The sequence below is a fragment of the Paenibacillus sp. 2TAF8 genome (assembly GCF_052114825.1).
Taxonomy (GTDB): domain Bacteria; phylum Bacillota; class Bacilli; order Paenibacillales; family Paenibacillaceae; genus Paenibacillus.
On the sequence record NZ_JBFRFN010000001.1, the window covers coordinates 211,073 to 233,667 of the forward strand.

A 22,595-nucleotide genomic window follows, 5' to 3' on the forward strand; every position below is an offset into this window, starting at 1 on the left:
GTAGAAGAATACAAGCAGGGACGGCAAGCCTAGGGCGAACGTTTTTTGCCTGTAGGCTTGGGTTTGCTGGAAGGGAAGGTAAGCATGGATTTTTGGAATGACAATACGCTGACACGGGTGAACGAATGAAACTATTGGACATTTTCGGATTGTTAAAAAAGGACATGGATTACGTTGAAAAAGAGTTGTATCGCAGCGTAAAAGGCGAACAAAAGTTACTGAGTGAAACTTCGCTTCATCTGCTTAAGGCAGGTGGAAAACGACTGCGGCCTGTTTTTGTGCTTTTAGGTGGCAAATTTGGTACATACGATATCGAGCGTTTGAAGCTCGTAGCCGTTCCTCTGGAACTTATTCATTCTGCTTCCCTCGTTCATGATGATGTCATCGATAATGCGGAGACTCGCCGGGGTAAACCCACCGTCAAGTCTAAATGGGACAATCGGATTGCGATGTATACAGGAGACTATATTTATGGCAAAGCATTGGCGATGACGGCAGGACTATCTGATCCGGCTATTCATCGTATCCTTGCTAAAGCGATGGTACAGATGTCCATTGGTGAGATGGAACAGATTCGCGACTTTTTTAATACAGGTCAAAGTGTGCGTAACTATCTGCTGCGTATTCGTCGCAAAACTGCACTTCTCATTGCTGTGAGCTGTCAGCTCGGAGCACTCGCTACTCGCGCACCTGAGCACATTTCATCTTTGTTGTATACCTATGGATACAATGTGGGTATGGCGTTTCAGATTCAGGATGATGTTCTGGATTTGGTAGGTACGGAGAAACAACTGGGTAAGCCTCCAGGAAGTGATATGAAACAAGGTAACATCACGCTCCCTGTGCTGTATGCATTGGAAGAGGAACAGTTACGTGAGCCGTTGCTCAAGGAAATTTCGCGTGTACATCATGAAGATGGACGTGCGAGTGCATCGGATGCAATTGGAATGATTCGCCAAAGTCAAGGAATAGCTAAAGCGGAAGCCCTTGCTGACCGATATATGAAGAAAGCGCTCGATGCTCTTGATCAACTGCCTAATATCAAGACCACCAAAAATCTGCGAGACATTGCTCACTTTGTCGTTAAACGTACACATTAAGCTTGTGTTGTTTGATACTCTACACGGATGTGAAAAACCTCATTGGGAGGATTTGGACTTGTATGTTACAATCAAAGGGATTGCGTTTACATAGTGATTAACTTTGAACCGTGAGTGAGGAGTGAACTGGTAATGGATCGTACATTTTTGATGGTGAAACCGGATGGTGTGCAGCGTGGTTTGATCGGCCGTATTATCAGCCGTCTGGAAGACAAAGGATTTAAGCTGGTAGCAGGGAAACTGGTGCAGATGTCGGAAGAACAGGCGAGGCGCCATTATGCTGAACATGAGGGCAAGCCGTTCTTTGATGATCTGGTTCGTTTTATCACTTCTGGCCCTGTATTTGCCATGGTGTGGGAAGGCGACGATATTGTGACACTTGCACGTATGGTCATTGGTAAAACGAATGTGAAGGAAGCGGCTCCAGGGACAATCCGTGGAGATTTCGCTAGCCATACACCACATAATCTCATTCACGGGGCAGATTCGCCAGAAAGCGCTACTCGTGAAGCTGCCAATTTCTTTAGTCCTGACGAGCTGGTAACCTATGAGAAGAGCATCGCAGCCTGGTTGTAATTATTAGCCAAAGGGTGATGTACGATGCTGGAGCAAGAACAACTAGACCCGGATTATGCCGGATTTATTCGTAAAATTAAAGAGAGCACAGGCATTGATCTTGCTCAGTACAAGGAAGGCCAGATGAAAAGAAGGCTGACCACACTACGTAACAAAAACGGGTTTAATACATTTTCTATCTTTTTTGATGCGATGCAGAAGGAAAAGTCTTTATTTTATGAGTTTCTGGATCGCATGACCATTAACGTATCGGAATTTTGGCGCAACCCGAATCGTTGGGAAGTGTTGCGTGATGAGATTCTGCCTGAACTGGTGGGTTCCAAACGCAAGGTCAAGGTATGGAGTGCTGCTTGTTCGACTGGTGAGGAGCCATACACGATTGCCATGATTTTGGATACGCTAGGTATCTTGAAAGAAAGTTCCATTACGGCAAGTGACCTGGATGAAGGTGCACTCGCCAAGGCAAAGGAAGGCCGTTATATGGAACGTTCGCTGAAAGACGTGCCCCCAGAAACGGCGAGTCGATATTTCAAGCAAGATGGCATGATGTATCGTATTGATGAGAAATTGAAAAGCTCGATCAACTTCAAGAAGCAGAATTTGCTGGTTGACCGTTTTGATGATGGATACGATCTGATCGTATGCCGGAATGTTATGATTTATTTTACAGAAGAAGCGAAAAACCTGTTGTATCACAAATTCGCAGCCAGTCTGCGTCCAGGTGGGATGTTGTTCGTAGGTAGTACAGAGCAGATTTTCTCTCCTGGACAATACGGGCTGGAGACAGCAGAGACGTTTTTCTATCGAAAAAAATAAATCATTATAAAGATCAACCGCCTGAGACGCATGAAGATGTGCTCAGGCGGTTGTTTGCATAAAGAAAAGCGGCTTTCTTGTCAAAGCCCGTCAGCTATACTATAATAAGCAAAGAAATTATGGGATTTTAGCAATGTGAAGTTTAACAGTTTAAAGGGGGAACGTATTATGAGTTTACGTTATTTAACCGCAGGGGAGACGCACGGACCCCAATTGACCGCAATTATTGAAGGACTGCCAAGTAATTTGAATATTGATTTTGAAGAATTGAACTTCCAGCTTCATCGCCGCCAGAAAGGGTATGGCCGTGGACGCAGGATGCAGATTGAGAAAGACCAAGCTAATTTTGTTGGCGGAATTCGTCATGGATATACGACAGGTGCTCCAGTAGCGCTCGTTGTTCAGAATAATGACTGGAAGCACTGGCAGAATATTATGAACATTGAGCCGATTGAAGGTACCGATGAAGAAAAACGCCGTGTTCATCGCCCACGTCCTGGGCATGCCGACCTGAACGGTGGGTTGAAGTACAATCTCAAAGACTTGCGTAACGTTCTGGAACGCTCCAGTGCGCGTGAGACAACTGTACGTGTGGCATGTGGTGCTATTGCACGTCAGTTTCTGGCTGAATTCGGCATTAAGGTGGCAGGACGTGTTATCCGCATTGGGGAGATTGAAGCACCATACCAGGAGCTTCCGATTGATGAACTGATCGCTGTGACTGAGGCATCCTCTGTTCGTGTGACAGATGCGGAAACTGAGAAGAAAATGGAAGCCTACATCGATCAGATCAAGCAAGAAGGAGATTCCATCGGTGGAATCGTGGAATGTATCGTTGAAGGCGTTCCTGTCGGTTTGGGAAGCTATGTACAATATGATCGCAAGCTGGATGCTCGTATCGCTCAAGGTGTAATGTCGATCAATGCGTTCAAAGGTGTGGAGATTGGCATCGGCTTCGAAGCGGGTACAATTCGCGGCTCTCAGGTACATGATGAGATTCTGTATACGGAAGAGCGCGGTTACCACCGTGCAACGAATCGTTTGGGCGGGTTTGAAGGCGGTATGACCAACGGTATGCCGGTTGTGGTACGTGGAGTAATGAAACCTATCCCAACGTTGTACAAGCCGTTGCAGAGCGTAGATATCGATACGAAAGAAGCTTTTTCGGCTCAGGTTGAACGTTCCGATGCTTGTGCGGTTCCAGCAGCTAGCGTTGTTATGGAACATGTCGTTGCTTGGGAAATTGCCAAGGCATTCCTGGAGAAATTCGGCGGGGACTCCATGGAGGAGATTCGGGCAAACGTTGCCAGTTACCAAGCACAATTGGAGAATTACTAATATGCGTCAGTTGACAGTACAGCTTGAAGAGCGCTCATATCCAATATTGATTGGTAGCGGCCTGCTGGCTCAAGCTCCGCAATATTTTGAACAATATGGATTGACTAAAAAAAGTCCGCTTCTGATCATTACAGATGATCATGTAGCCCCGATATACTTGCATGGATTAGAGCAAACGTTGCGTGCGGCGGGATATTCCGTCTTATCCGCAGTCGTGCCGTCGGGTGAGACTTCCAAATCACTTGCCGTATATCAGGATATGATGACCGTAGCGATTGAAGGCAAACTGGACCGCAGTTCGGCGATCCTCGCTTTAGGGGGAGGTGTCGTGGGGGATCTGGCTGGTTTTGTCGCAGCTACATATATGCGCGGGGTGAAGTTTGTACAGATCCCAACAACTATTCTTGCTCACGACAGTAGCGTTGGCGGTAAAGTGGCGGTAAATCATCCTCTTGCGAAAAATATGATTGGTGCTTTCCATCAGCCAGAACTTGTACTGTATGATGTGGACACATTACAATCTTTGCCGCCAAGAGATGTATCGGCCGGTTTATCTGAGATGTTGAAGCATGGACTGATCCGTGATGAAGATTTCGCCCATTGGTGTGAAGAACATTCACAGGCGTTGCTTGCACTTGATCCCGAGAAACTTGGATATGGACTGGAGCGCGGATGCAGTATCAAAGCCGAGATCGTATCCAATGATGAACGGGAGAATGGAGAACGCGCACTCCTGAATCTGGGTCATACGATTGGCCATGCGATTGAAGCGATTGCTGGATATGGTGAATTTCTGCACGGAGAAGCCATTTCTATCGGCATGGCTGGATCGGCATTAATTGGTGAGAAACTCGGAGCGCCAGCAGGGCTGTATGAGGATACTGTTCGTATGTTACGTTCTCTTCGTCTTCCAGTTACGTTGCCTGCACATCTAAGTACGGATGCTTTGATGGAAGCGATGATGCATGATAAGAAATTCCGTGAGGGCCACATGGTGTTTATTGTTCCCGATCGGATTGGATCTGCCAGAATCGTGAAGGATGTGCCGGTTACGATTGTTCGTGAAGTTATTGAACTGCTTAGGAAGGGGGAATAACAGCATGGTTACACGGGGAATTCGCGGGGCGACCACGGTCACGCAGAATAGTGAAGGAGAGATTTTGCAAGAAACAGCAGTATTGCTACAGGAAATTGTTGACCGGAACAAAATTGTGCCGGATGATATTTGTAGCGTATGGATTACGATGACTGGAGATCTGGATGCAGCTTTTCCAGCAAAAGTGATCCGTCAGTTAGATGGATGGGAACTTGTGCCTTTGATGTGTGCACTGGAGGTTCCTGTCAAAGGCGCTTTGGCGAAGTGTATTCGTTTTATGGTGCATGTGAACACAACCAAAGCACAAAATGAAATTCATCACGTGTACTTGAACGGTGCACAAGCATTACGTCCCGATCTGGCAGGCCGTTAAGTTTCTTGAATGGTTATGGTTGTCAAACCGGTGAATATGATGTATAGTGAGAAACAGTTGAGTAGAGTTTAGATTGAGCTGAGAGTAGCTGAGTTGAGCCTAGTATATAGCAGAGTCCAGTGTTTGGTAGCCGATGCATCCGAAATCGGTCAACGCATACACGGTACGTCTTGCTAAGGAGAAGTACAGGAGACGAGAGTAGACATGTCGGAGGACATCGTTTATTCCCATATATCTGATGAACATTTCACATTATCTATCATTGGGGAATTTGATTGAGTTTCTCAAGAGATGAAGATGACGCAAACGAAATGTTACCAAGTATATGTTCACTTACAAAAATCTGAAACATGGATTAACATGGATCAGCCGCCTGTCATTCATCCTTTGCAAAAGTATAGGGACTTGTTATTTATGGAGCAACATGCTTGAATACAGCTTATAACCAAACCTCTACCTGATGGTAGAGGTTTTTTGTCGTAATAGCTTTCTTCTACCTAAATCTGAAAGGACGTGATCTGATGATAACGCCAAACGTTAATCAAGTACTGAAAATGTCAAACGAATATAATCTGATTCCGGTTGTTAAACGGATTTTGGCTGATATGGAGACGCCGATTCGTATCTTCCGCCGTTATGCGGACAATGACCGTGCGTTTTTGCTTGAAAGTGTAGAGGGTGGCATTCAATGGGCTAGATATTCCTTCATCGGTACGGATCCGTTTCTGATGATCTCGGGGAAGAAAGGTCGCATTGTAGTTGAAGAAGCTGGGAAGACCCGCGAACTTCCGGGCAAACCCATTGAAGAACTTAAAGCTTTGCTACGCAAATATCGGAGCCCGAAGATGGATGATCTTCCTCCTTTTACGGGCGGAGCCATTGGATTTTTTGGATATGACCTGTTGCAATATTATGAGAAGCTTCCAGCTCATGCGCTGGATGATCTGAATATGGATGATATTCGCTTTATGTTTTGTGATCAAATTGTTGTGTTTGACCATGTGAAGCAGCACATGTTGCTCGTTGGCAATGTACATGTCAAGGATGGTGCAACAGATGAAGAGATTCGTCAGGCGTATGCAGCCACTTCCGAGAAGCTTGAACAAGCGGCAGAGCGTCTGCAACAGCAAGGGCCAGGGGAAAACCTGAACCCGCGTTCGATTCCCGGCGATGTGGAGCTTGGGGACATTCGTTCCAATCTGACGAAAGAGCAATTTATCGGCAATGTGGAGCAAGCCAAGGAGTATATCCGTGCAGGAGACATTTTCCAGGTAGTGCTTTCTCAACGTTTTCACATTGATACGGAAATATCCCCGTTACATGTATATCGCGTACTGCGGACATTGAATCCGTCGCCTTATATGTATTATTTGAAAATGGACGATGAGATTATCGTAGGTACCTCACCTGAGGCGCTCGTCAAAGTTGACGGCAATCGCGTAGAAACACGTCCTATCGCAGGCACACGCCCACGAGGAGCGACAGAGGCAGAAGATCGCGCACTTGCGGCAGATTTGCTACAAGATGAGAAAGAACGCGCGGAGCATCTAATGCTGGTGGATCTGGGAAGGAATGATCTGGGGCGTGTATCCACATTTGGTAGTGTGAAGTGTGACATGTTTATGGAGATCGAGCGTTACTCTCACGTTATGCATATGGTATCCAACGTTACAGGCGAGTTAAGAGAAGATAAAGACTTCTTCGATGCTTTCCTCTCCTGTCTGCCAGCTGGGACCGTATCTGGTGCGCCGAAGCTGCGTGCGATGGAAATTATTGCGGAGCTGGAAAAGGAGGCACGGGGTGCCTACGCAGGAGCGATCGGTTACCTTGGATTCTCCGGAAACATGGATGCATGTATTACCATTCGTACGATCATTTTCAAAAAAGGAAAAGCATATGTACAGGCTGGAGCCGGAATTGTATGGGACTCTGTGCCTGAGAAGGAATATGAAGAGACCGTAAACAAAGCCAAAGCATTGTTAAAGGCCATTCGTACGGCTGAAGCGATGTTTCCGGTAAAAGCTGCAGATCCCAAATTAAGTTTGGCTAACGCTGATTATTTTGTTACACCAACTTCGGCAACGAACTGAGAGAGGAGAGACTGGAAATGAACTTGAATCCAATCATGAATGACAGTCAGGTGCTACCTGAAGCGGTGTTTTCCCGGGAAGAAGGAATGAAGCAAGGACTCGCTAAAATTCTTGAAGGACGTCATCTGGAGCAGGACGAGGCACGTGAACTGATGTATTCGATCATGCGAGGTGAAGCTACTCCGGCTCAAATCGGAGGCTTGCTGATGGCTCTTCGTATGAAGGGGGAAACGGTGGATGAAATCACTGGTTTTGCTCAGGCGATGCGTGGACAAGGTGGACGTATACTGACAGATGGTAGAGGGCTGCTGGATACATGCGGCACAGGCGGATCGGGTATTCATAAATTCAACATCTCTACAGCATCGGCTATTATTGCATCGGCAGTTTCAGTTCGAGTGGCCAAACACGGCAATCGTTCAGCTTCTGGCAAAGCAGGCAGCGCAGATGTATTGGAAGCGCTCGGCGTTAATATTCATCTGAATGGAGAACAGGCCAGACAGTGTCTGGACGACATCGGAATCTGCTTCTGTTTTGCTCAGGTGTATCATCCCTCCATGCGTCATGCGGCAGCTCCGAGAAAAGAGCTGGGTGTGCGCACGATTTTCAATATGCTTGGACCATTAACCAATCCAGCCGGTGCAGATCGTCAATTGCTCGGATTGTATGATCGCTCCCGGACGCCGATGATTGCAGAAGTACTTAACCGCCTTGGGTTGAAAAGAGCGCTAGTTGTTGCCAGCCATGACGGTCTGGATGAAATTAGTATCTCTGCACCTACACAGGTATCTGAGTTGCGTAACGGGGTAGTACACACGTATGACATTGACCCACGCGATATGGGGCTGTCTTTGCATCCGCTCGAAGCAGTGCTTGGAGGAGATGCGGCACAGAACGCCGAAATTATACATCGGATCTTCCAGGGTGAACGCAGTGCTTACCGGGATGTTGTGTTACTGAATGCAGGGGCGTGTATTTATGTATCCGGCCTTGCGGACAGCATTGCAGATGGCGTTAAAATCGCTGCAGAAGCAGTGGACTCGGGTAAAGCTGCGAGTAAACTTGGACAGTTAATTCATACAACGGAGGCGTACAATCATGTATCTTGATCGAATCGTTGCGACAAAACATAAAGAAGTGCAGGCTCTTGCACAGACGTTTAACATGGATGAAGCTATGAAAAAGATTGAACAATTACCGGCTGCACGCGGGTTTGAACAGGCGCTGTCAACCAGACGCAATCGTAAGCTGGGGCTAATTGCCGAAGTGAAAAAAGCTTCGCCATCCAAAGGATTAATTCGTCCGGATTTTCATCCGGTAGAGATTGCTTCTGCCTATGAACGTGCGGGTGCAGATTGTATCTCTGTTCTGACGGATGTTTCCTATTTTCAGGGCAGTAACGAGTATTTGCAGGCTATTCATCAGGCTGTGAATATTCCGCTCTTGCGCAAGGACTTTATGATCGATGAGTCACAGATTGCAGAAGCTAGACTTCTGGGAGCAGATGCGATCTTGCTGATTGCCAGCATTCTCACACCGGGGCAGATTCGTCAATTTCTAACGTTTGCGAAAAGCCTTGGACTGGATGCTTTGATTGAAGTTCATGATCGGGCAGAGCTGGAAACGGTATTAGAGATTCCGGAAGCGACACTTGTTGGTATCAATAACCGAAATCTGAAAACATTCGAAACCAGTCTGAATACGACGCTCGATCTGATGGAACTGATTCCACCAGGTGTGACGCTCATTAGCGAAAGCGGGATTGACGGTGCGGAATCGACGAGACCCCTTATTGAATCTGGCGTGCACGGTATTCTCGTTGGAGAGCATCTGATGCGTAAAGATGATGTGGAAGCTGCTGTTTACGATCTGATGGGACCGAAATAATGAATAACTCGATATTTGACGATACAGGTGCAGGTTCCCGTAGACAAGAGAACTTGTTGCCGGCGGCCGTAAAAATATGTGGACTTCAGGACGTTGAAGTGCTAAAATCGATGATAAACTTGCCTGTGGACTATATCGGTGTCGTATTTGCCAAGTCCCGACGACAAATTACTCCTGAGAAGGCAGCGGAGTTAAGATCGGTTTTGTTTGAATGGCCTATACATGAACGGCCGAAACTTGCTGGTGTTTTTGTGAATCCGACGATGCAAGAACTGAAACATGTGATGGAAACAGTGTCTTTGGATGTGATCCAGTTGCATGGGCAGGAAAGTGCAGAATTCTGTCAACAAGTGAAAGAGCTTTGGAATGCAGAGGTGTTCAAGGTCGTTTCTTTTCCAAAAGACGAAACAGAACAGGATCCGGATCATGCTGCTGTGCAACGGTTAAATGATTACGTGGGATTCGTTGATGCGATCTTGCTCGATACCTTTGATCCAATGTATGGTGGTGGTTCTGGCAAAACATTTGCTTGGGAACGTATACCTGTATACGCAGAATGGGCTGCAGAGCGTGGTATCGCCATGTTTGTTGCAGGCGGACTTCAGACGGACAATGTACAACATTTAATTCAAACGTACAGACCTTATGGCGTAGACGTATCAAGTGGCGTGGAGACGGAAGGTCTTAAAGATATATCCAAAATTAAAGCATTTCTAGAAAGGGTGAAGCAGGCATGACACACCAATTGCCGGATGAACATGGGCGTTTCGGTCTTTTCGGAGGCCGTTTTGTACCCGAGACACTAATGAACGCTTTGATCGAACTAGAGGAAGCATATAGCCGCTTCTCTGAGGATGAAGAGTTTAACAAGGAATTAAATTATTTGCTAAGTGAATACTCTGGACGAGAAACACCGTTGTATCACGCGGAGCAATTATCACGTCATCTGGGTGGTCCCAAAATTTATTTGAAACGTGAAGATCTGAATCACACAGGTGCACATAAAATCAACAATGCGATTGGACAAGGGCTTCTTGCTAAACGGATGGGGAAAAAGAAAGTCATAGCTGAAACCGGTGCAGGCCAGCACGGGGTTGCAACGGCAACCGTTGCGGCATTGCTCGGACTGGAGTGCAAAGTATTCATGGGTGAGGAGGATACCCAGCGTCAACAGCTTAATGTATTCCGCATGAAATTACTCGGAGCAGAAGTCATTCCGGTAAAGTCTGGCACACGTACATTGAAAGATGCTGGTAATGAAGCTCTTCGTTATTGGGTCAGTAATGTAGAAGATACCTTCTATGTACTGGGATCTGTTGTTGGACCTCACCCTTATCCTATGATGGTGCGTAATTTCCAGCGTGTGATCGGAGACGAGACTCGTCGTCAAATTCAGGAGATTGAAGGACGTCTGCCGGATGTTATTGTAGCGGCTGTTGGCGGCGGAAGTAACGCCATCGGCATGTTCTACCCTTTTATCGGGGATCAGGATGTTAAATTGGTCGGTGTTGAAGCAGCAGGCAAAGGTGTGGATACCGAGTACCATGCGGCAACGATGAGCAAAGGTACACATGGTGTATTCCAAGGCTCAATGAGTTATTTACTGCAAGATGAATATGGTCAAGTACAACCTGCACACTCCATCTCAGCAGGTCTGGATTATCCAGGGGTTGGACCAGAGCACTCTTATCTTAAAGATATTGAACGGGCTAAATATGTTCCAATTACGGATCAGGAAGCTTTGGATGCTTTGCAATTGTTAAGTCGCACAGAAGGTATTATTCCTGCCTTGGAGTCGGCCCACGCGGTTGCTCAGGTTGTAAAGCTGGCGCCGGAACTGACAGCGGATGATATCATTGTAATCTGTCTGTCTGGACGCGGGGATAAAGACGTAGAATCCATTATGAAGTATACGGGAGGTAATTTGTAATGAATCTGATGGACCAAACCTTCCAGCAATTAAAAGAACAAAATCGCACGGCACTTATTCCGTTTCTTACCGTTGGTGATCCAGATGTGAACACCACTATTGATATTATCAAGGAGCTTGAACAAGCAGGAGCAGACATCTTGGAGCTTGGTGTTCCATATTCCGATCCACTCGCAGACGGCCCTGTTATTCAGCGTGCTTCCGAGCGCGCATTGAAGAGCCAAATCACGATTCGTACGGTGATGGAGACGGCGGCTAAAGCCCGTGAAGCAGGTGTGAAATTGCCGTTTGTTCTGTTTACGTATTACAATCCAGTGTTGCAAACAGGTCTGGATATTTTCTTTGACGAGTTGATCAAACATGATATCAGCGGCATGATTATTCCAGATTTGCCGATCGAAGAGGCTGAGGATATGCGTCGCCGTGCCGATCAGGCCGGTGTTCATTTGGTCCCGCTTGTAGCCCCGACATCCAATGCCCGTATTGAGCGGATTGTCACTGGTGCGCGCGGATTTATCTATTGTGTTTCTTCACTTGGTGTAACCGGAGAGCGTGCATCCTTTTTTAACGGTGTAGAAAGTTTTATTGAAACGGTAAAAGGTCTAACAGACCTTCCTGTTGCGGTAGGCTTCGGCATCTCGAGTCATGAGCAGGTAGCTCATTTCTCCCGCATCTGTGACGGTGTCGTTGTAGGCAGTGCTATCGTGCGGCAAGTGGAAGAGGCAATCCCGCTACTCGAAAATGCGGATACTCGTGAGGCGGGACTGTTGCAAATTCGCAACTTTGTGGCACAATTAAAAGGATAATCACATAAGTTGAACTTTTTATTTCTACTTTACTCAATTTAGAGCAACAGGAGGCGGTCGAGTTGAAACCGAAATCCCAGATTGTCAATCTGCCTGTGTATAAGCCGGGCAAACCGATTGAAGAAGTAAAACGTGAACTGGGGCTGGAGCAAGTCATCAAGCTGGCCTCCAACGAGAACCCATATGGTAGTTCTCCCGCTGTACTTGAGGCAATTACGAGAGAATTGGCTAATGTAAGTATTTATCCCGACGGCAGTGCTGCAGAACTGACAGCAGTGCTTGCCAAGCATTTGGGAGTGGAGCGAGAAAATTTAATTTTTGGCTGTGGATCGGATGAGATTATTGCTTTGATCACCCGGGCGTTTTTTCTCCCTGGAGACGAAACGATTATGGCGGATCAAACCTTCTCCGTATATAAAAGCAATGCAGATATCGAAGGTGCTGTGACGATTGAGGTGCCTTTAAAAAATGGAACTCATGACTTGCCAGCAATGCTGGCGCAAATCAACGATAAAACCAAAGCTGTCTGGGTGTGCAATCCGAATAACCCTACCGGTACGATCATTTCCGAACAGGAGCTTATCGGCTTTATGGATCGGGTGCCTTCGAATGTAATGGTTGTGCTGGACGAGGCTTATTATGAATTTGTAACGGATGAAGCTTATCCGCAAAGCATTTCGCTGATAGATCGTTACCCGAATCTGGTCGTTTTGCGGACTTTCTCCAAAATTTATGGTTTGGCTTCACTCCGTATAGGATACGGAATTGCACGTCCGGAGATCATAGACCTGATTAACCGTGTACGTGAACCGTTTAACACCTCTCGTTTTGGGCAGGTTGCTGCAATGGCTGGACTTCAGGATCAGGCTTTTGTTCAGGAGTGTTCCAAACGGAATGCTGAAGATCGGGAATGGCTGCAAAATGAATTTTCACGACTGGGCTTGTCTTATTTTCCAACCCAAGGGAATTTCATTTTGGTTGATGTGAATATGCCATCTGTCGAAGCATTTCAGTCTTTGTTGAAACAAGGTATTATCGTTCGCTCGGGCTTTCACGTCTATCCAACTTACATTCGCGTGTCTGTGGGAACAGCGGAGCAAAATCGTGCTTTTATAGCGGCGCTGGAGAACACACTGGCGGAGAATGTGGCAGCACGCCCTTAATACTGGCGATGAAAGAGTGAGGACCCATGACCATAAAAATTGCAATGATTGGTGTCGGACTCATCGGCGGTTCACTTGCGCTTTGCTTTAAAGGCAAGCCGGGGATTACCGTTATGGGTTACGCACATTTAGAAGAGTTAAAAGACAAGTACATAGCGAGCGGAGTAGTGGATGCTGCGACGCTCTCTCTGGAAGAAGCGGTGCAGGATGCCGACTTCATTTTTTTGTGTGTGCCTGTTGGTTTGCTTGAATCGTATTTTGAACAACTGTCCAGACTGCCGCTGAAAAAAGGCTGTATCATTACAGATGTTGGCAGTACAAAAGCCTCAATCGCGGCTTGTGCGGAACATATCCGGTTAAAAGAGGCCTACTTTATCGGAGGGCACCCGATGGCAGGATCGGAACGGGCGGGTGTGGACGCTGCGTCTGCTGTATTATTTGAGAACGCCTATTATGTTCTGACCCCGTCCGTTCATGTGCCTGAGGAGGCTTATGGCCGCTTATCCGAGCTTTTAGCATATACTCGTGCACAGATTGTTCGTGTAGAAGCTCTGTTGCATGATGATATTGTGGGTGCAATCAGTCATCTGCCCCATGTTATTGCTGTTGCTCTGGTGAATCAGGTACGTGAATATAACGAATCGAATCCACTGTATAAAATGCTGGCAGCAGGTGGTTTTCGGGATATTACGCGGATTGCGTCCAGCGATGCTATTGTCTGGAGGGATATTCTGCTGAGTAACCGAGAGGTATTGCTGGAGTTGCTTAAGGACTGGAATAGTCAAATGTCGTCTTTTACAACGATGTTAGAACAGAAGAACGGAGAAGGCATTGAGGATGCCTTTCTTCAGGCACGAGAGTTCCGGAGTGTGTTGCCTGAGCGACGCAAGGGCATGATCTCGCCTTTATTTGACCTGTATACAGATGTGCAGGATGCTCCAGGTATGATTGGTAAAATTGCAACAGAGCTTGGAGCCAATGACATCAACTTGAGTAACTTGGAGATTATCGAAAATCGGGTTGATGTGCCGGGCATTATGCGTTTGTCTTTCCGTCAGGAAGAGGATATGGAACGAGCGAAGCAATTGTTGGATTCCTTGGGATATCAGGTGTGGGTGTAAGGTGAAAAGAAGAGGGCGAAAGCTCTCTTTTTTCTTGTGATTTGAGGAAAATTAAGTTTTTGGACAAAAAAAAGACCGCTTACATAAGCGGCCATTGCTCACGTGGAGCAATACAGTTATTGGATAGGAGTGGAGAGAAACCATACTGTACTTTTATTATATGTATACGTTTTCATTTTGTCAACACTTTAGACAAATTTATTTGTATAAACTTAGATTTAGAGGAGAAACGGAGCAATTAGGGTTTTTAATCTCATTAAAATCGTTCGTGAGGTACGTGAATGAATGATGAAGATCAACGTACGAAAAACAATTTCCGAAAAAAATATATCATTTTTGTAACCTTTCTAGACGTTATTACGTCTATAGTATGCAAGGCTTTCCAAGAGGCTGTATGAGGAAGTCATGTCAACGAAATGGATGGCATATAAATGCTAAGTCGGACAAAAGTGGATAGCAATGGATTTGCCAGGATGATGCAGACCGTTGTACAATGTTACTGTTATGTAGAAACGTTGGGGAAATTGCCATTACATAGGGGAATTTGGCGGAAGGGCCGGGAACGGCGCTGGACGCTTTTTTTATGCGGTTGAAACCGCAACTTTTTTACGCCTGTTCGGTAATACATGGATAGAGTCGAACGGGGAGAAGCACATGGATGGGCGAGGAGGGGTCGCACTCAAATGACGGATTCCCAGTTGATTCGAGAGATCAAGGAAGGTAACGTTGAGTTATATTCCGAGCTGATGAGTCGTTATCAGCGTAAAATACTGGCTTTCGTATATCATATGTTGAAAAGTTCCAATATGGAGCTGCTTGCGGAAGATCTCTGTTCTGAGACATTCTACAAGGCGTTCCGCAGTTTACACTCTTTCCGTGAGGTGGATGCTTCATTTTCTACGTGGCTGTATACCATTGCTAGAAATACGGTATTGAGTGAGCTTCGCAAACAGCGTAGTGGAAATGTACCGCTTGAAGAAAGCGGCGTGGTTCCCGTTGCTCCTATGGAGAATGCTCCTGAGCATGCTGTTCTGCGTAGCGAGCGGGTTATGCTGGTTAGAGAAGCGATTAACAATCTACCAGAGAAGCAACGTTCTGCGATTATACTCCGTGAGTATGATCAGCTCGACTATCAGGAAATTGCAGGTATTTTGGGGCAGAGCGTCAGTTCTGTTAAATCGCTTTTATTCAGGGCAAGATCAAGCGTAAAAACACAGTTGGAGCCTTATTTCTTCGAGCCGATGTACGAGCCATATGAAGGGATGAAGAACCGATGAATTGCAATGAAGCCCAGGAACTGTTTGCATTGGTCTGGGACTTGCCGGAATCTCATCCACAGCGAATTGCGTTTCAAGCACATCTCGCTGGATGTGATGAGTGTTCGGAGCAGTTTGAAGTCTGGGAGGAAGCCCAGATGCTGCTGCACAGCATCCCGGTACCAGTGACAGAGCAACAAGCAGAGAGGGTCAACCGAAACGTAATGGACCGGATTTACGCGGAGTCTCCATGGCTGCTGCCAGAAGAGGCAAAGGTGAATCGTTTCTCTGCGGCAATCCGTAAACATATGTCTTTGTGGATTGCAGCGTTCCTGGCTATTTTTTTATGCAGCTTTCTGTACATGGCGATGTTCAAGCCAGAAGTATCTGAAGCTGAGAAGTCCAATGTAATTACGACAGGTATACTGGAGACTGGGGTTGCCGGAAGTGCTGCCTCTTCCTCGGGATTATACAAGTACGACATTCCACAAGCTGATAAAGGGAGTATCATCGAACCTTTTGTTGTGAGTATGGGGCCAGCTTATCCGCAATACTGGATGGCTTTGTCGCTACTTGCTATAGGAATGGCTTTGTTTTCACTTGGACGCATGCATCGATCAACAACTAAACGTAAACAAGGTGTGGGTGCGTAGGTTTTCAGCCTGGCGTTCGCCGTGTGGAGAAATGAGGGATGAACGTGCGGATCGGACTTGTTCGTCATGGTCTCACAGATTGGAATGCTGTTGGCCGCATACAGGGGCAGACCGATATTCCTTTGAATGAGGAAGGACGTAAGCAAGCAGAACGTCTTGGTAGACGTTTGCAGTCTGAAGAGTACCATTGGGATCATATTGTGACGAGTGGCTTATCAAGAGCACAGGAGACGGGAGAGATCCTTTCACAGATGCTGCATGTACCTATGCTTGAACCAGACGTACGCTTGAAGGAACGAGGCTTTGGTCTGGTTGAAGGCCTTACTTCAGATGAACGTATTGCGCGCTGGGGTGAATCATGGGATACACTTGATTTGGGGCAAGAGCATATCGTCGATATTCAAGTACGTGCAATGGCTTTTCTGGATGATTTATGGTCTTCGCACGCGAACGAAAATGTACTCATTGTGACGCATGGCGCTTTACTTGCCAACCTGTTAACAGCATTATATCAAGACAAATATACAGAACGTATTGGTAATCTGTCGCTGACCATTTTGGAAAAAGATCGTGACGACTGGATTCCACTCCTATACAATTGCACGCAACATCTGACTATGGATACCGCCGAACAATCTGAGTGATAAGCTCAGGTTGTTTTTTTTATGCCATTTCCTTTTGAGAGAATGTACAGAGCAGTATATGAACTCTATTGTTTCTCTTCTGATTGATCGTCCTGGGGCATAAGATGAGGTAAAACAAAAAAAATTACAAAAAGAGGTTTAGATTGTGGAGAATTCGTCAACCATGTTTACAAAACCACACTGTTTCAGGGCTGATCAGCAACCTAAAGCAGTGAAACGGGTGAGGCGATGGATCCATGAATCTAGCAGATATGCTGACTTTTGCTGATATTGGCCAGCTTAATCGAATAGCAGACTACTATCAATGTGAATGCAAGCCAAATTCCAAACATGAACTCATCCAGAGCATCCTCACGACATTGGGTAGTAAACCTTTCTTTGAGCAACAGGTACGTCAATTGAACCAGGCGGATCAACGGTTTTTGAACAACCTGTTATTTGACCCCCGCCAATTTTATGGTATGGAGGAGCTCATCGCCATAGCCCGTCAATCGATGGACAAAAAGGAGAGTGAGGCAGGTTCGAGTCCGCGTGATCTCATTATTCGCTTTACAAAAAGTGGCTGGCTTTTCAATGGGACTTCACAACAGACAAGATATCTCTACCAAGTGCCTCAGGATTTGAAACTAAGGTTCAGAGATGTGTTATCTACACATTTACGAGCAGGTATCGTTAAAACGACAGAACCATCAATGTACCGCGAAGAATATCATCTGATGGCAGATGATCTGAAGTTGTTCCTTCAATTTGTGCAACAGCATGAGATCGCTGTGAATGCCGAAGGCATGATGTATCGTCGCTCACAGCAGCAGCTTATGGAGCATCTGCATATCCCTGAGGAGCTGGTAGGTAGAGCCGGCTGGCGCTTCGGATACGGTCGTTCGTTCAAGGACTACCCTGATCGCTTTGCATTGGTGTATGATTATGCGTTTCATCACCGATTGATTCGGGAAGAACAGGGCTGTCTCAGGCTGACAACATTTGGTGAAGAGAAGCTGGGGGCGGAGAAGGCAGCGGAAATGATACAGCTGTTTCGGTTTTGGTTAAGACTTTATAAAGGTGCTGTTCCAAACCTGACCTCGATGGTTTACTGGACAGGGGACTGTGCCAGTGAATGGTCCACCATGGAGTCACTCTTTGAGCAAATCGGACCATTTATCCAGCCGTTTTACTACGATACCGCAGAAGATATTTATGACAAGCGGATCATTAAAATGATGCTGCATCTGGGCATGATTCGTGTAGGTGAACATGAGCTGGGAAAAACGGTGCAAATGACAGCTTGGGGGTCAAAACTTGCAGCGTCCTGCCGTTCCATCTCTTCTGAAGTTACACCGATTGCGTTTGACAAGTGAAGGACAAGTTGCTACAATCACTCCCAAATTAAGGAGTGATACGAATGATAATTCCATACCAAGGTATAAAGCCACAGTTACACCCTTCCATATACATGGCTGAAGGCTCTAAATTGATAGGTGATCTGCAAATGGATGAGGAGTCTTCCGTTTGGTTCAATGCAGTGCTACGGGCTGATTTGGCACCCATCATCATTGGAAAGCGCTGTAATATTCAAGATAATGCTGTAGGACATGTGAACACCGATCAACCTCTCATTCTGGGAGATGATGTCTCCGTAGGACATGCTGCAATCATTCATGGTTGTACCATTGGAACTGGGGCATTGATCGGCATGGGAGCCATTGTGCTTAATGGTGCCGAAATCGGCGAGTATACGCTGATTGGGGCGGGTTCTGTGGTAACTGAAAACAGTAAAATTCCGCCCTATACTCTCGCTTTGGGAACACCGGCCAAAGTGATTCGTGAATTGACTGAAGCTGATCTGCAGCGGATGTCGAGAACTTCACTGGGTTATGTGATCAAAGGAAGAGAATATAGGAGCTCTTAAATCCGTTTTGGAGGTGCATCCTATTGGATAAAATGAAAGTTACGTATGAAGTCATGTTGGGGCTGGCAGCTGAGATGGTTTGGGACGAGGCGCTTCGCAAACAGAAAAGTGAAAAGCTTTATTTGGAAATCGACAAAGCGTTAGCTACCGGAGACGAAGTAGCTTTCCGGAGTCTGACGGATGAACTGAGGACGATCAATTAACGGATCGATAATGAACAAATTAAATGAAAAGTTGGGTATTAAGGGAATGCGCAGTCGCGCATTCCTTTTTTAAATTTTAATATTAACTTAAAATTGAATGAATATCTGGCTTTATAACATATGCTCATATATAATATGGGAATAAAATGGATAGGAAGGGGATATAGGGAATTGAAATTCAGTGAGATGAATCAAGACAGCTGGGCTGAACTACAACTCTATCTGGATACATGCCTTGTTCCGTTCACGGCTATGAGCGGCAAACAGTCACCAGTCGAAGCGACGGAAGCGCTGGAACGGCTGAGAGATTTTCTGGATATGGTTGAAATTCCTTTTAAAGGTAGAATTATGACATACCCGGCCTTTCATTACACAAGTTCGGAAATGTCAATGACATTAAATACCTTGTCGACTGAACTCAAAGATTCCGGGTTCAAGTATGTGGTGATTATGTCAGCAGATGGATCTTTTGAAAAGATGGATATTCCAGCTGCGGATTTACTTTTGAGTCAACAGGATCTGGTTCAAAAACTTGAAGAAGGAGCAATAACCCGATATGTCGGGGAATGCATCCGAGAGTTGTGGAGAAAGTGACATCTTGATGACAAATGTGACAAATTTCCAACAGTTTTTTAACAACGCTTACAATTGAAGCTTAAAAATGTGTGACAAATTCTTGACGGTGTTCTAGGGCTACTATATGATTATGTATGTTCTAGTAAGTCGTGGAATTTATGATAATGAAAACGATTGAGAGAGTTGGCTTAAAAAGGGGGTTGGAGACAGTATGAGCAGTGAGCATGACCAGCACGAAGCCTCGATGAAACCGCCAAGCAGAATGGAGATGTCGCGCAGGCAGTTTTTGACCTACACGCTTGGTGGAGCTACAGCCTACATGGCCGCCGGTGCAATTCTTCCTATGGTCCGTTTTGCGGTGGACCCTATTCTGCAGCACAAGGGAGAAGGAACCTCTGTCAAAGTAGCTGAAATCAGCAAAATTACAAATGAACCTCAAGAATTTACGTTTGAACTGAAACAACAGGATGGATGGTATTTGAGTAATGCTTCGTTGGTGGCTTGGATTCGCAAGGACGAACAAGGGAAAATTTATGCGCTTTCACCAATCTGTAAACATCTGGGATGTACAGTAGGCTGGAACAGTGACAAAAATTATCCGAATGAGTACCATTGCCCATGCCACGGCGCGCACTATGACAAGGAAGGGAAGAATCTTGCCGTAGCCCCGAAACCGCTGGATGAATATGTGGTTAAGGAGGAACAAGGCTGGGTTTATCTGGGCGAGATTGTTCCGAACACCCGAGTGAAATAGGAGGCGTGAACGCAGATGTTTAAAAATGTCTATGACTGGATTGACGAGCGTCTTGACATCACGCCAATATGGCGGGACGTTGCGGATCATGAAGTGCCAGAGCACGTTAACCCGGCTCATCACTTTTCCGCATTCGTATACTGTTTTGGCGGATTGACGTTCTTTATTACAGTTATTCAGATTCTGTCAGGTATGTTCCTGACGATGTACTACGTACCAGATATTATTAACGCGTATGCAAGTGTTGAGTATTTGCAGACGAAAGTAGCTTTTGGTCAGATCGTACGCGGTATGCACCATTGGGGGGCCAGTCTGGTTATCGTCATGATGTTCCTACATACGATGCGTGTATTCTTTACAGGCTCCTACAAGGCTCCGCGTGAGATGAACTGGGTTGTCGGCATGCTGATTTTCTTCGTCATGCTCGGTCTCGGTCTGACAGGTTATTTGTTGCCTTGGGATAACAAAGCTTATTTTGCAACAAAAGTAACGCTGGAGATTGCCAACACCGTACCTTGGCTTGGTCCGATTATCAAAGAATTCCTGCAAGGGGGAACCATCGTTGGTGCGCAGACACTGACAAGATTCTTCGCATTGCACGTTTTCTTCCTCCCTGCGGTGCTTCTGGTGCTTCTGGTCGGACACTTTATCATGATCCGCAGACAGGGCATTTCGGGACCACTATAAACCAAAGAAGGGAGGAAACGTAATGGCTCACGGGCACAAGAGCAATGATGAGGAAAAGGTTATCTTTGTTGGTGATTCACGCGTCCGCAAAGGGTCGGGATTTATTACTCCACCTGATTACACGGCGTATCCCGGCAAATCGGAAGCATTTATTCCTAACTTCTTGCTTAAAGAGTGGATGGTCGGGGTTGTTGTTCTGGTCGGCATTCTCGTGTTGACCATCTCCGAACCTGCACCTCTCGGTTATCCGGCTAATCCAAGTGCATCGGTTATCCCGATGCCGGACTGGTACTTTCTTTTTCTGTATCAGTATTTGAAATATCCTTATGCATCCGGAGATTATGTCTTGCTGGGAGTACTGGGCGTCAGCGGTGTCGCATTCGGAGCTCTGCTGCTGGCTCCCTTCCTAGATACGGGGAAAGAACGTCGTTTCTACAAACGTCCTATTGCTTCGGCATTAATGTTGTTGTCCATTATGTCGGTGTTCTATCTGACAAACGTAGCATGGACACACTACAAGCACGAGCTTGAAGCGTCAGGACAGAAGCCAGAACATATTCAGCGCGAGGAAGAAGCTCTGGAGAAACATGAACAGGGTCTGCCTACTTCCAATGCACCTGGACAGCAGCAGGAGGAAGTCGCGATTGTGGACAAAGAGGACCCTGCGATGGAAACTTACAAAAAAGCTGGTTGTATTGGCTGTCATGCAGCTGATATGAAAGGCCAAGGCAACGCGCCTTCTCTTCGAGGCGTCGGCGACAAGCATAGTCAAGAAGAGATTGTGACGATTATTAAAGAGGGTTACAATGGAATGCCTAAGATGTACGACCAGGCTATAGCCCAAGGTGTTACTGATGACGAAATCACTCATCTAGCCGAATGGCTTGCGAAACAGAAGGCAGAACAGTAAAATCGAATTAATGAAAAAACCTGATCGTTATGCGGTCAGGTTTTTTTGAAGTCTTTTTAAGAAAGCAGGTGCAATGGTCGTGGCTTTATCGTTTTTTTGGAGTAGGGAATTTCTGACCAATCGGTATTTCCTGTGGCTTTTGTTCTGGTGTAATGCGCTAGGTACGGTTTACGGCTATATCTGGTATGGCGAGCAAATGAAACTAACACTTGCTGAGCAACCGGTGTGGCAAATTGTATTTGTGCCGGATAGCCCAACCGCAAGTTTGTTTTTCACATTAGCTCTGTTATGGGTACTTTATCCTGTGAAGTCTAAAGTGCTGCAGCGGATTGGACATGTCATTCAGGCTCTGGCAGTGGTCACATCTGTAAAATATGGCGTTTGGGCAGTGTCCATCATTTTTGCTGGCTGGGCTCAAGGGGGAACACAACACTGGCAGGACTGGATGCTGATCGCTTCCCACAGTGCAATGGCGATTGAAGCACTGATCTATGTACGTTTCTTCGGTTTCCGCCTTTTGTCATTGATCGTGGCAGGTCTCTGGACACTGCTGAACGATACGATGGATTATACATACGACATTTACCCGTGGCTTCCTGCAACGATGTACCAACATGTTCAGGCTGTTCGCAATTTTACGTTTACATTGACCATCGTGAGCATTCTCGCAGGCTGGCTCGCATTAAAGCAGGCCAAAAGGGCTTGATTAT

General features: G+C 46.2%; 25 protein-coding genes. All 25 read left to right on the forward strand.

Going from position 1 to position 22,595, the window contains the following annotated elements; all coding sequences use genetic code 11:
• The first annotated feature begins 125 nt into the window (after window positions 1–125).
• Window positions 126–1,100 (forward strand): polyprenyl synthetase family protein, encoded by a 975-nt coding sequence (locus AB4Z30_RS01065; protein WP_441922422.1) that lies wholly within the window; start codon window positions 126–128, stop codon window positions 1,098–1,100.
• 132 nt (window positions 1,101–1,232) lie between these two features.
• Window positions 1,233–1,676, forward strand: coding sequence for a nucleoside-diphosphate kinase (gene ndk / locus AB4Z30_RS01070; RefSeq protein ID WP_145331738.1), 444 nt, complete (start codon window positions 1,233–1,235; stop codon window positions 1,674–1,676).
• Between the two features lie 24 nt (window positions 1,677–1,700).
• The gene (locus AB4Z30_RS01075; protein ID WP_090917215.1) at window positions 1,701–2,492 is read left to right on the forward strand and encodes a CheR family methyltransferase; all 792 of its coding nucleotides are present in this window, start codon (window positions 1,701–1,703) and stop codon (window positions 2,490–2,492) included.
• A 168-nt stretch (window positions 2,493–2,660) separates the two neighbouring features.
• Window positions 2,661–3,830, forward strand: coding sequence for a chorismate synthase (gene aroC, locus AB4Z30_RS01080; RefSeq protein ID WP_441922425.1), 1,170 nt, complete (start codon window positions 2,661–2,663; stop codon window positions 3,828–3,830).
• Between the two features lies 1 nt (window position 3,831).
• Complete coding sequence (aroB, locus tag AB4Z30_RS01085) at window positions 3,832–4,926, forward strand: 3-dehydroquinate synthase (protein WP_441922427.1); 1,095 nt, start codon at window positions 3,832–3,834, stop codon at window positions 4,924–4,926.
• 4 nt (window positions 4,927–4,930) lie between these two features.
• Entirely contained in the window at window positions 4,931–5,299 is a 369-nt protein-coding gene (gene aroH / locus AB4Z30_RS01090) for a chorismate mutase (protein ID WP_441922429.1), read from the forward strand.
• A gap of 521 nt (window positions 5,300–5,820) precedes the next feature.
• Window positions 5,821–7,389, forward strand: a complete 1,569-nt coding sequence (trpE, locus tag AB4Z30_RS01095; RefSeq protein ID WP_441922430.1) for an anthranilate synthase component I — start codon at window positions 5,821–5,823, stop codon at window positions 7,387–7,389.
• An 86-nt stretch (window positions 7,390–7,475) separates the two neighbouring features.
• Complete coding sequence (gene trpD / locus AB4Z30_RS01100) at window positions 7,476–8,498, forward strand: anthranilate phosphoribosyltransferase (RefSeq protein WP_441922839.1); 1,023 nt, start codon at window positions 7,476–7,478, stop codon at window positions 8,496–8,498.
• Entirely contained in the window at window positions 8,488–9,276 is a 789-nt protein-coding gene (gene trpC, locus AB4Z30_RS01105; protein WP_441922432.1) for an indole-3-glycerol phosphate synthase TrpC, read from the forward strand. The genes trpD and trpC overlap by 11 nt, the downstream gene beginning before the upstream one ends.
• 53 nt (window positions 9,277–9,329) lie before the next feature.
• A complete protein-coding gene (locus AB4Z30_RS01110) occupies window positions 9,330–10,013 on the forward strand; it encodes a phosphoribosylanthranilate isomerase (RefSeq protein WP_441922841.1) in 684 nt (227 codons plus the stop codon).
• Entirely contained in the window at window positions 10,010–11,206 is a 1,197-nt protein-coding gene (gene trpB, locus AB4Z30_RS01115; RefSeq protein WP_441922434.1) for a tryptophan synthase subunit beta, read from the forward strand. The genes AB4Z30_RS01110 and trpB overlap by 4 nt, the downstream gene beginning before the upstream one ends.
• The gene (gene trpA / locus AB4Z30_RS01120; protein WP_441922436.1) at window positions 11,206–12,012 is read left to right on the forward strand and encodes a tryptophan synthase subunit alpha; all 807 of its coding nucleotides are present in this window, start codon (window positions 11,206–11,208) and stop codon (window positions 12,010–12,012) included. The genes trpB and trpA overlap by 1 nt, the downstream gene beginning before the upstream one ends.
• Window positions 12,013–12,074: 62 nt before the next feature.
• The gene (gene hisC / locus AB4Z30_RS01125; RefSeq protein WP_441922438.1) at window positions 12,075–13,175 is read left to right on the forward strand and encodes a histidinol-phosphate transaminase; all 1,101 of its coding nucleotides are present in this window, start codon (window positions 12,075–12,077) and stop codon (window positions 13,173–13,175) included.
• Window positions 13,176–13,201: 26 nt separating this feature from the next.
• Window positions 13,202–14,296, forward strand: a complete 1,095-nt coding sequence (locus AB4Z30_RS01130; protein WP_441922440.1) for a prephenate dehydrogenase — start codon at window positions 13,202–13,204, stop codon at window positions 14,294–14,296.
• A 683-nt stretch (window positions 14,297–14,979) separates the two neighbouring features.
• Window positions 14,980–15,573: an RNA polymerase sigma factor gene (locus tag AB4Z30_RS01135; protein ID WP_441922442.1), complete on the forward strand. Its 594-nt coding sequence runs from the start codon at window positions 14,980–14,982 to the stop codon at window positions 15,571–15,573.
• Complete coding sequence (locus tag AB4Z30_RS01140; protein WP_441922444.1) at window positions 15,570–16,205, forward strand: anti-sigma factor family protein; 636 nt, start codon at window positions 15,570–15,572, stop codon at window positions 16,203–16,205. The genes AB4Z30_RS01135 and AB4Z30_RS01140 overlap by 4 nt, the downstream gene beginning before the upstream one ends.
• 44 nt (window positions 16,206–16,249) lie before the next feature.
• On the forward strand, window positions 16,250–16,849 hold the full coding sequence (locus AB4Z30_RS01145; RefSeq protein WP_441922843.1) for a histidine phosphatase family protein: 600 nt from the start codon (window positions 16,250–16,252) through the stop codon (window positions 16,847–16,849).
• A 236-nt stretch (window positions 16,850–17,085) separates the two neighbouring features.
• Window positions 17,086–18,204 carry a hypothetical protein gene (locus AB4Z30_RS01150; RefSeq protein ID WP_441922446.1) on the forward strand — a complete coding sequence of 373 codons (1,119 nt, stop codon included), beginning with the start codon at window positions 17,086–17,088 and terminating at the stop codon, window positions 18,202–18,204.
• Window positions 18,205–18,248: 44 nt separating this feature from the next.
• Entirely contained in the window at window positions 18,249–18,755 is a 507-nt protein-coding gene (locus AB4Z30_RS01155; protein WP_441922448.1) for a gamma carbonic anhydrase family protein, read from the forward strand.
• A 23-nt stretch (window positions 18,756–18,778) separates the two neighbouring features.
• Window positions 18,779–18,958: an IDEAL domain-containing protein gene (locus AB4Z30_RS01160; protein WP_090917186.1), complete on the forward strand. Its 180-nt coding sequence runs from the start codon at window positions 18,779–18,781 to the stop codon at window positions 18,956–18,958.
• A 171-nt stretch (window positions 18,959–19,129) separates the two neighbouring features.
• Entirely contained in the window at window positions 19,130–19,552 is a 423-nt protein-coding gene (locus AB4Z30_RS01165; protein WP_441922450.1) for a DUF2487 family protein, read from the forward strand.
• A 193-nt stretch (window positions 19,553–19,745) separates the two neighbouring features.
• Entirely contained in the window at window positions 19,746–20,288 is a 543-nt protein-coding gene (locus tag AB4Z30_RS01170) for a ubiquinol-cytochrome c reductase iron-sulfur subunit (protein ID WP_441922452.1), read from the forward strand.
• Between the two features lie 15 nt (window positions 20,289–20,303).
• Complete coding sequence (qcrB, locus tag AB4Z30_RS01175) at window positions 20,304–20,975, forward strand: menaquinol-cytochrome c reductase cytochrome b subunit (RefSeq protein ID WP_017687726.1); 672 nt, start codon at window positions 20,304–20,306, stop codon at window positions 20,973–20,975.
• 22 nt (window positions 20,976–20,997) lie between these two features.
• The gene (locus AB4Z30_RS01180) at window positions 20,998–21,885 is read left to right on the forward strand and encodes a c-type cytochrome (protein ID WP_441922455.1); all 888 of its coding nucleotides are present in this window, start codon (window positions 20,998–21,000) and stop codon (window positions 21,883–21,885) included.
• 79 nt (window positions 21,886–21,964) lie between these two features.
• Window positions 21,965–22,591 carry a DUF1405 domain-containing protein gene (locus AB4Z30_RS01185; RefSeq protein ID WP_441922457.1) on the forward strand — a complete coding sequence of 209 codons (627 nt, stop codon included), beginning with the start codon at window positions 21,965–21,967 and terminating at the stop codon, window positions 22,589–22,591.
• The last annotated feature ends 4 nt before the right edge of the window (window positions 22,592–22,595 follow it).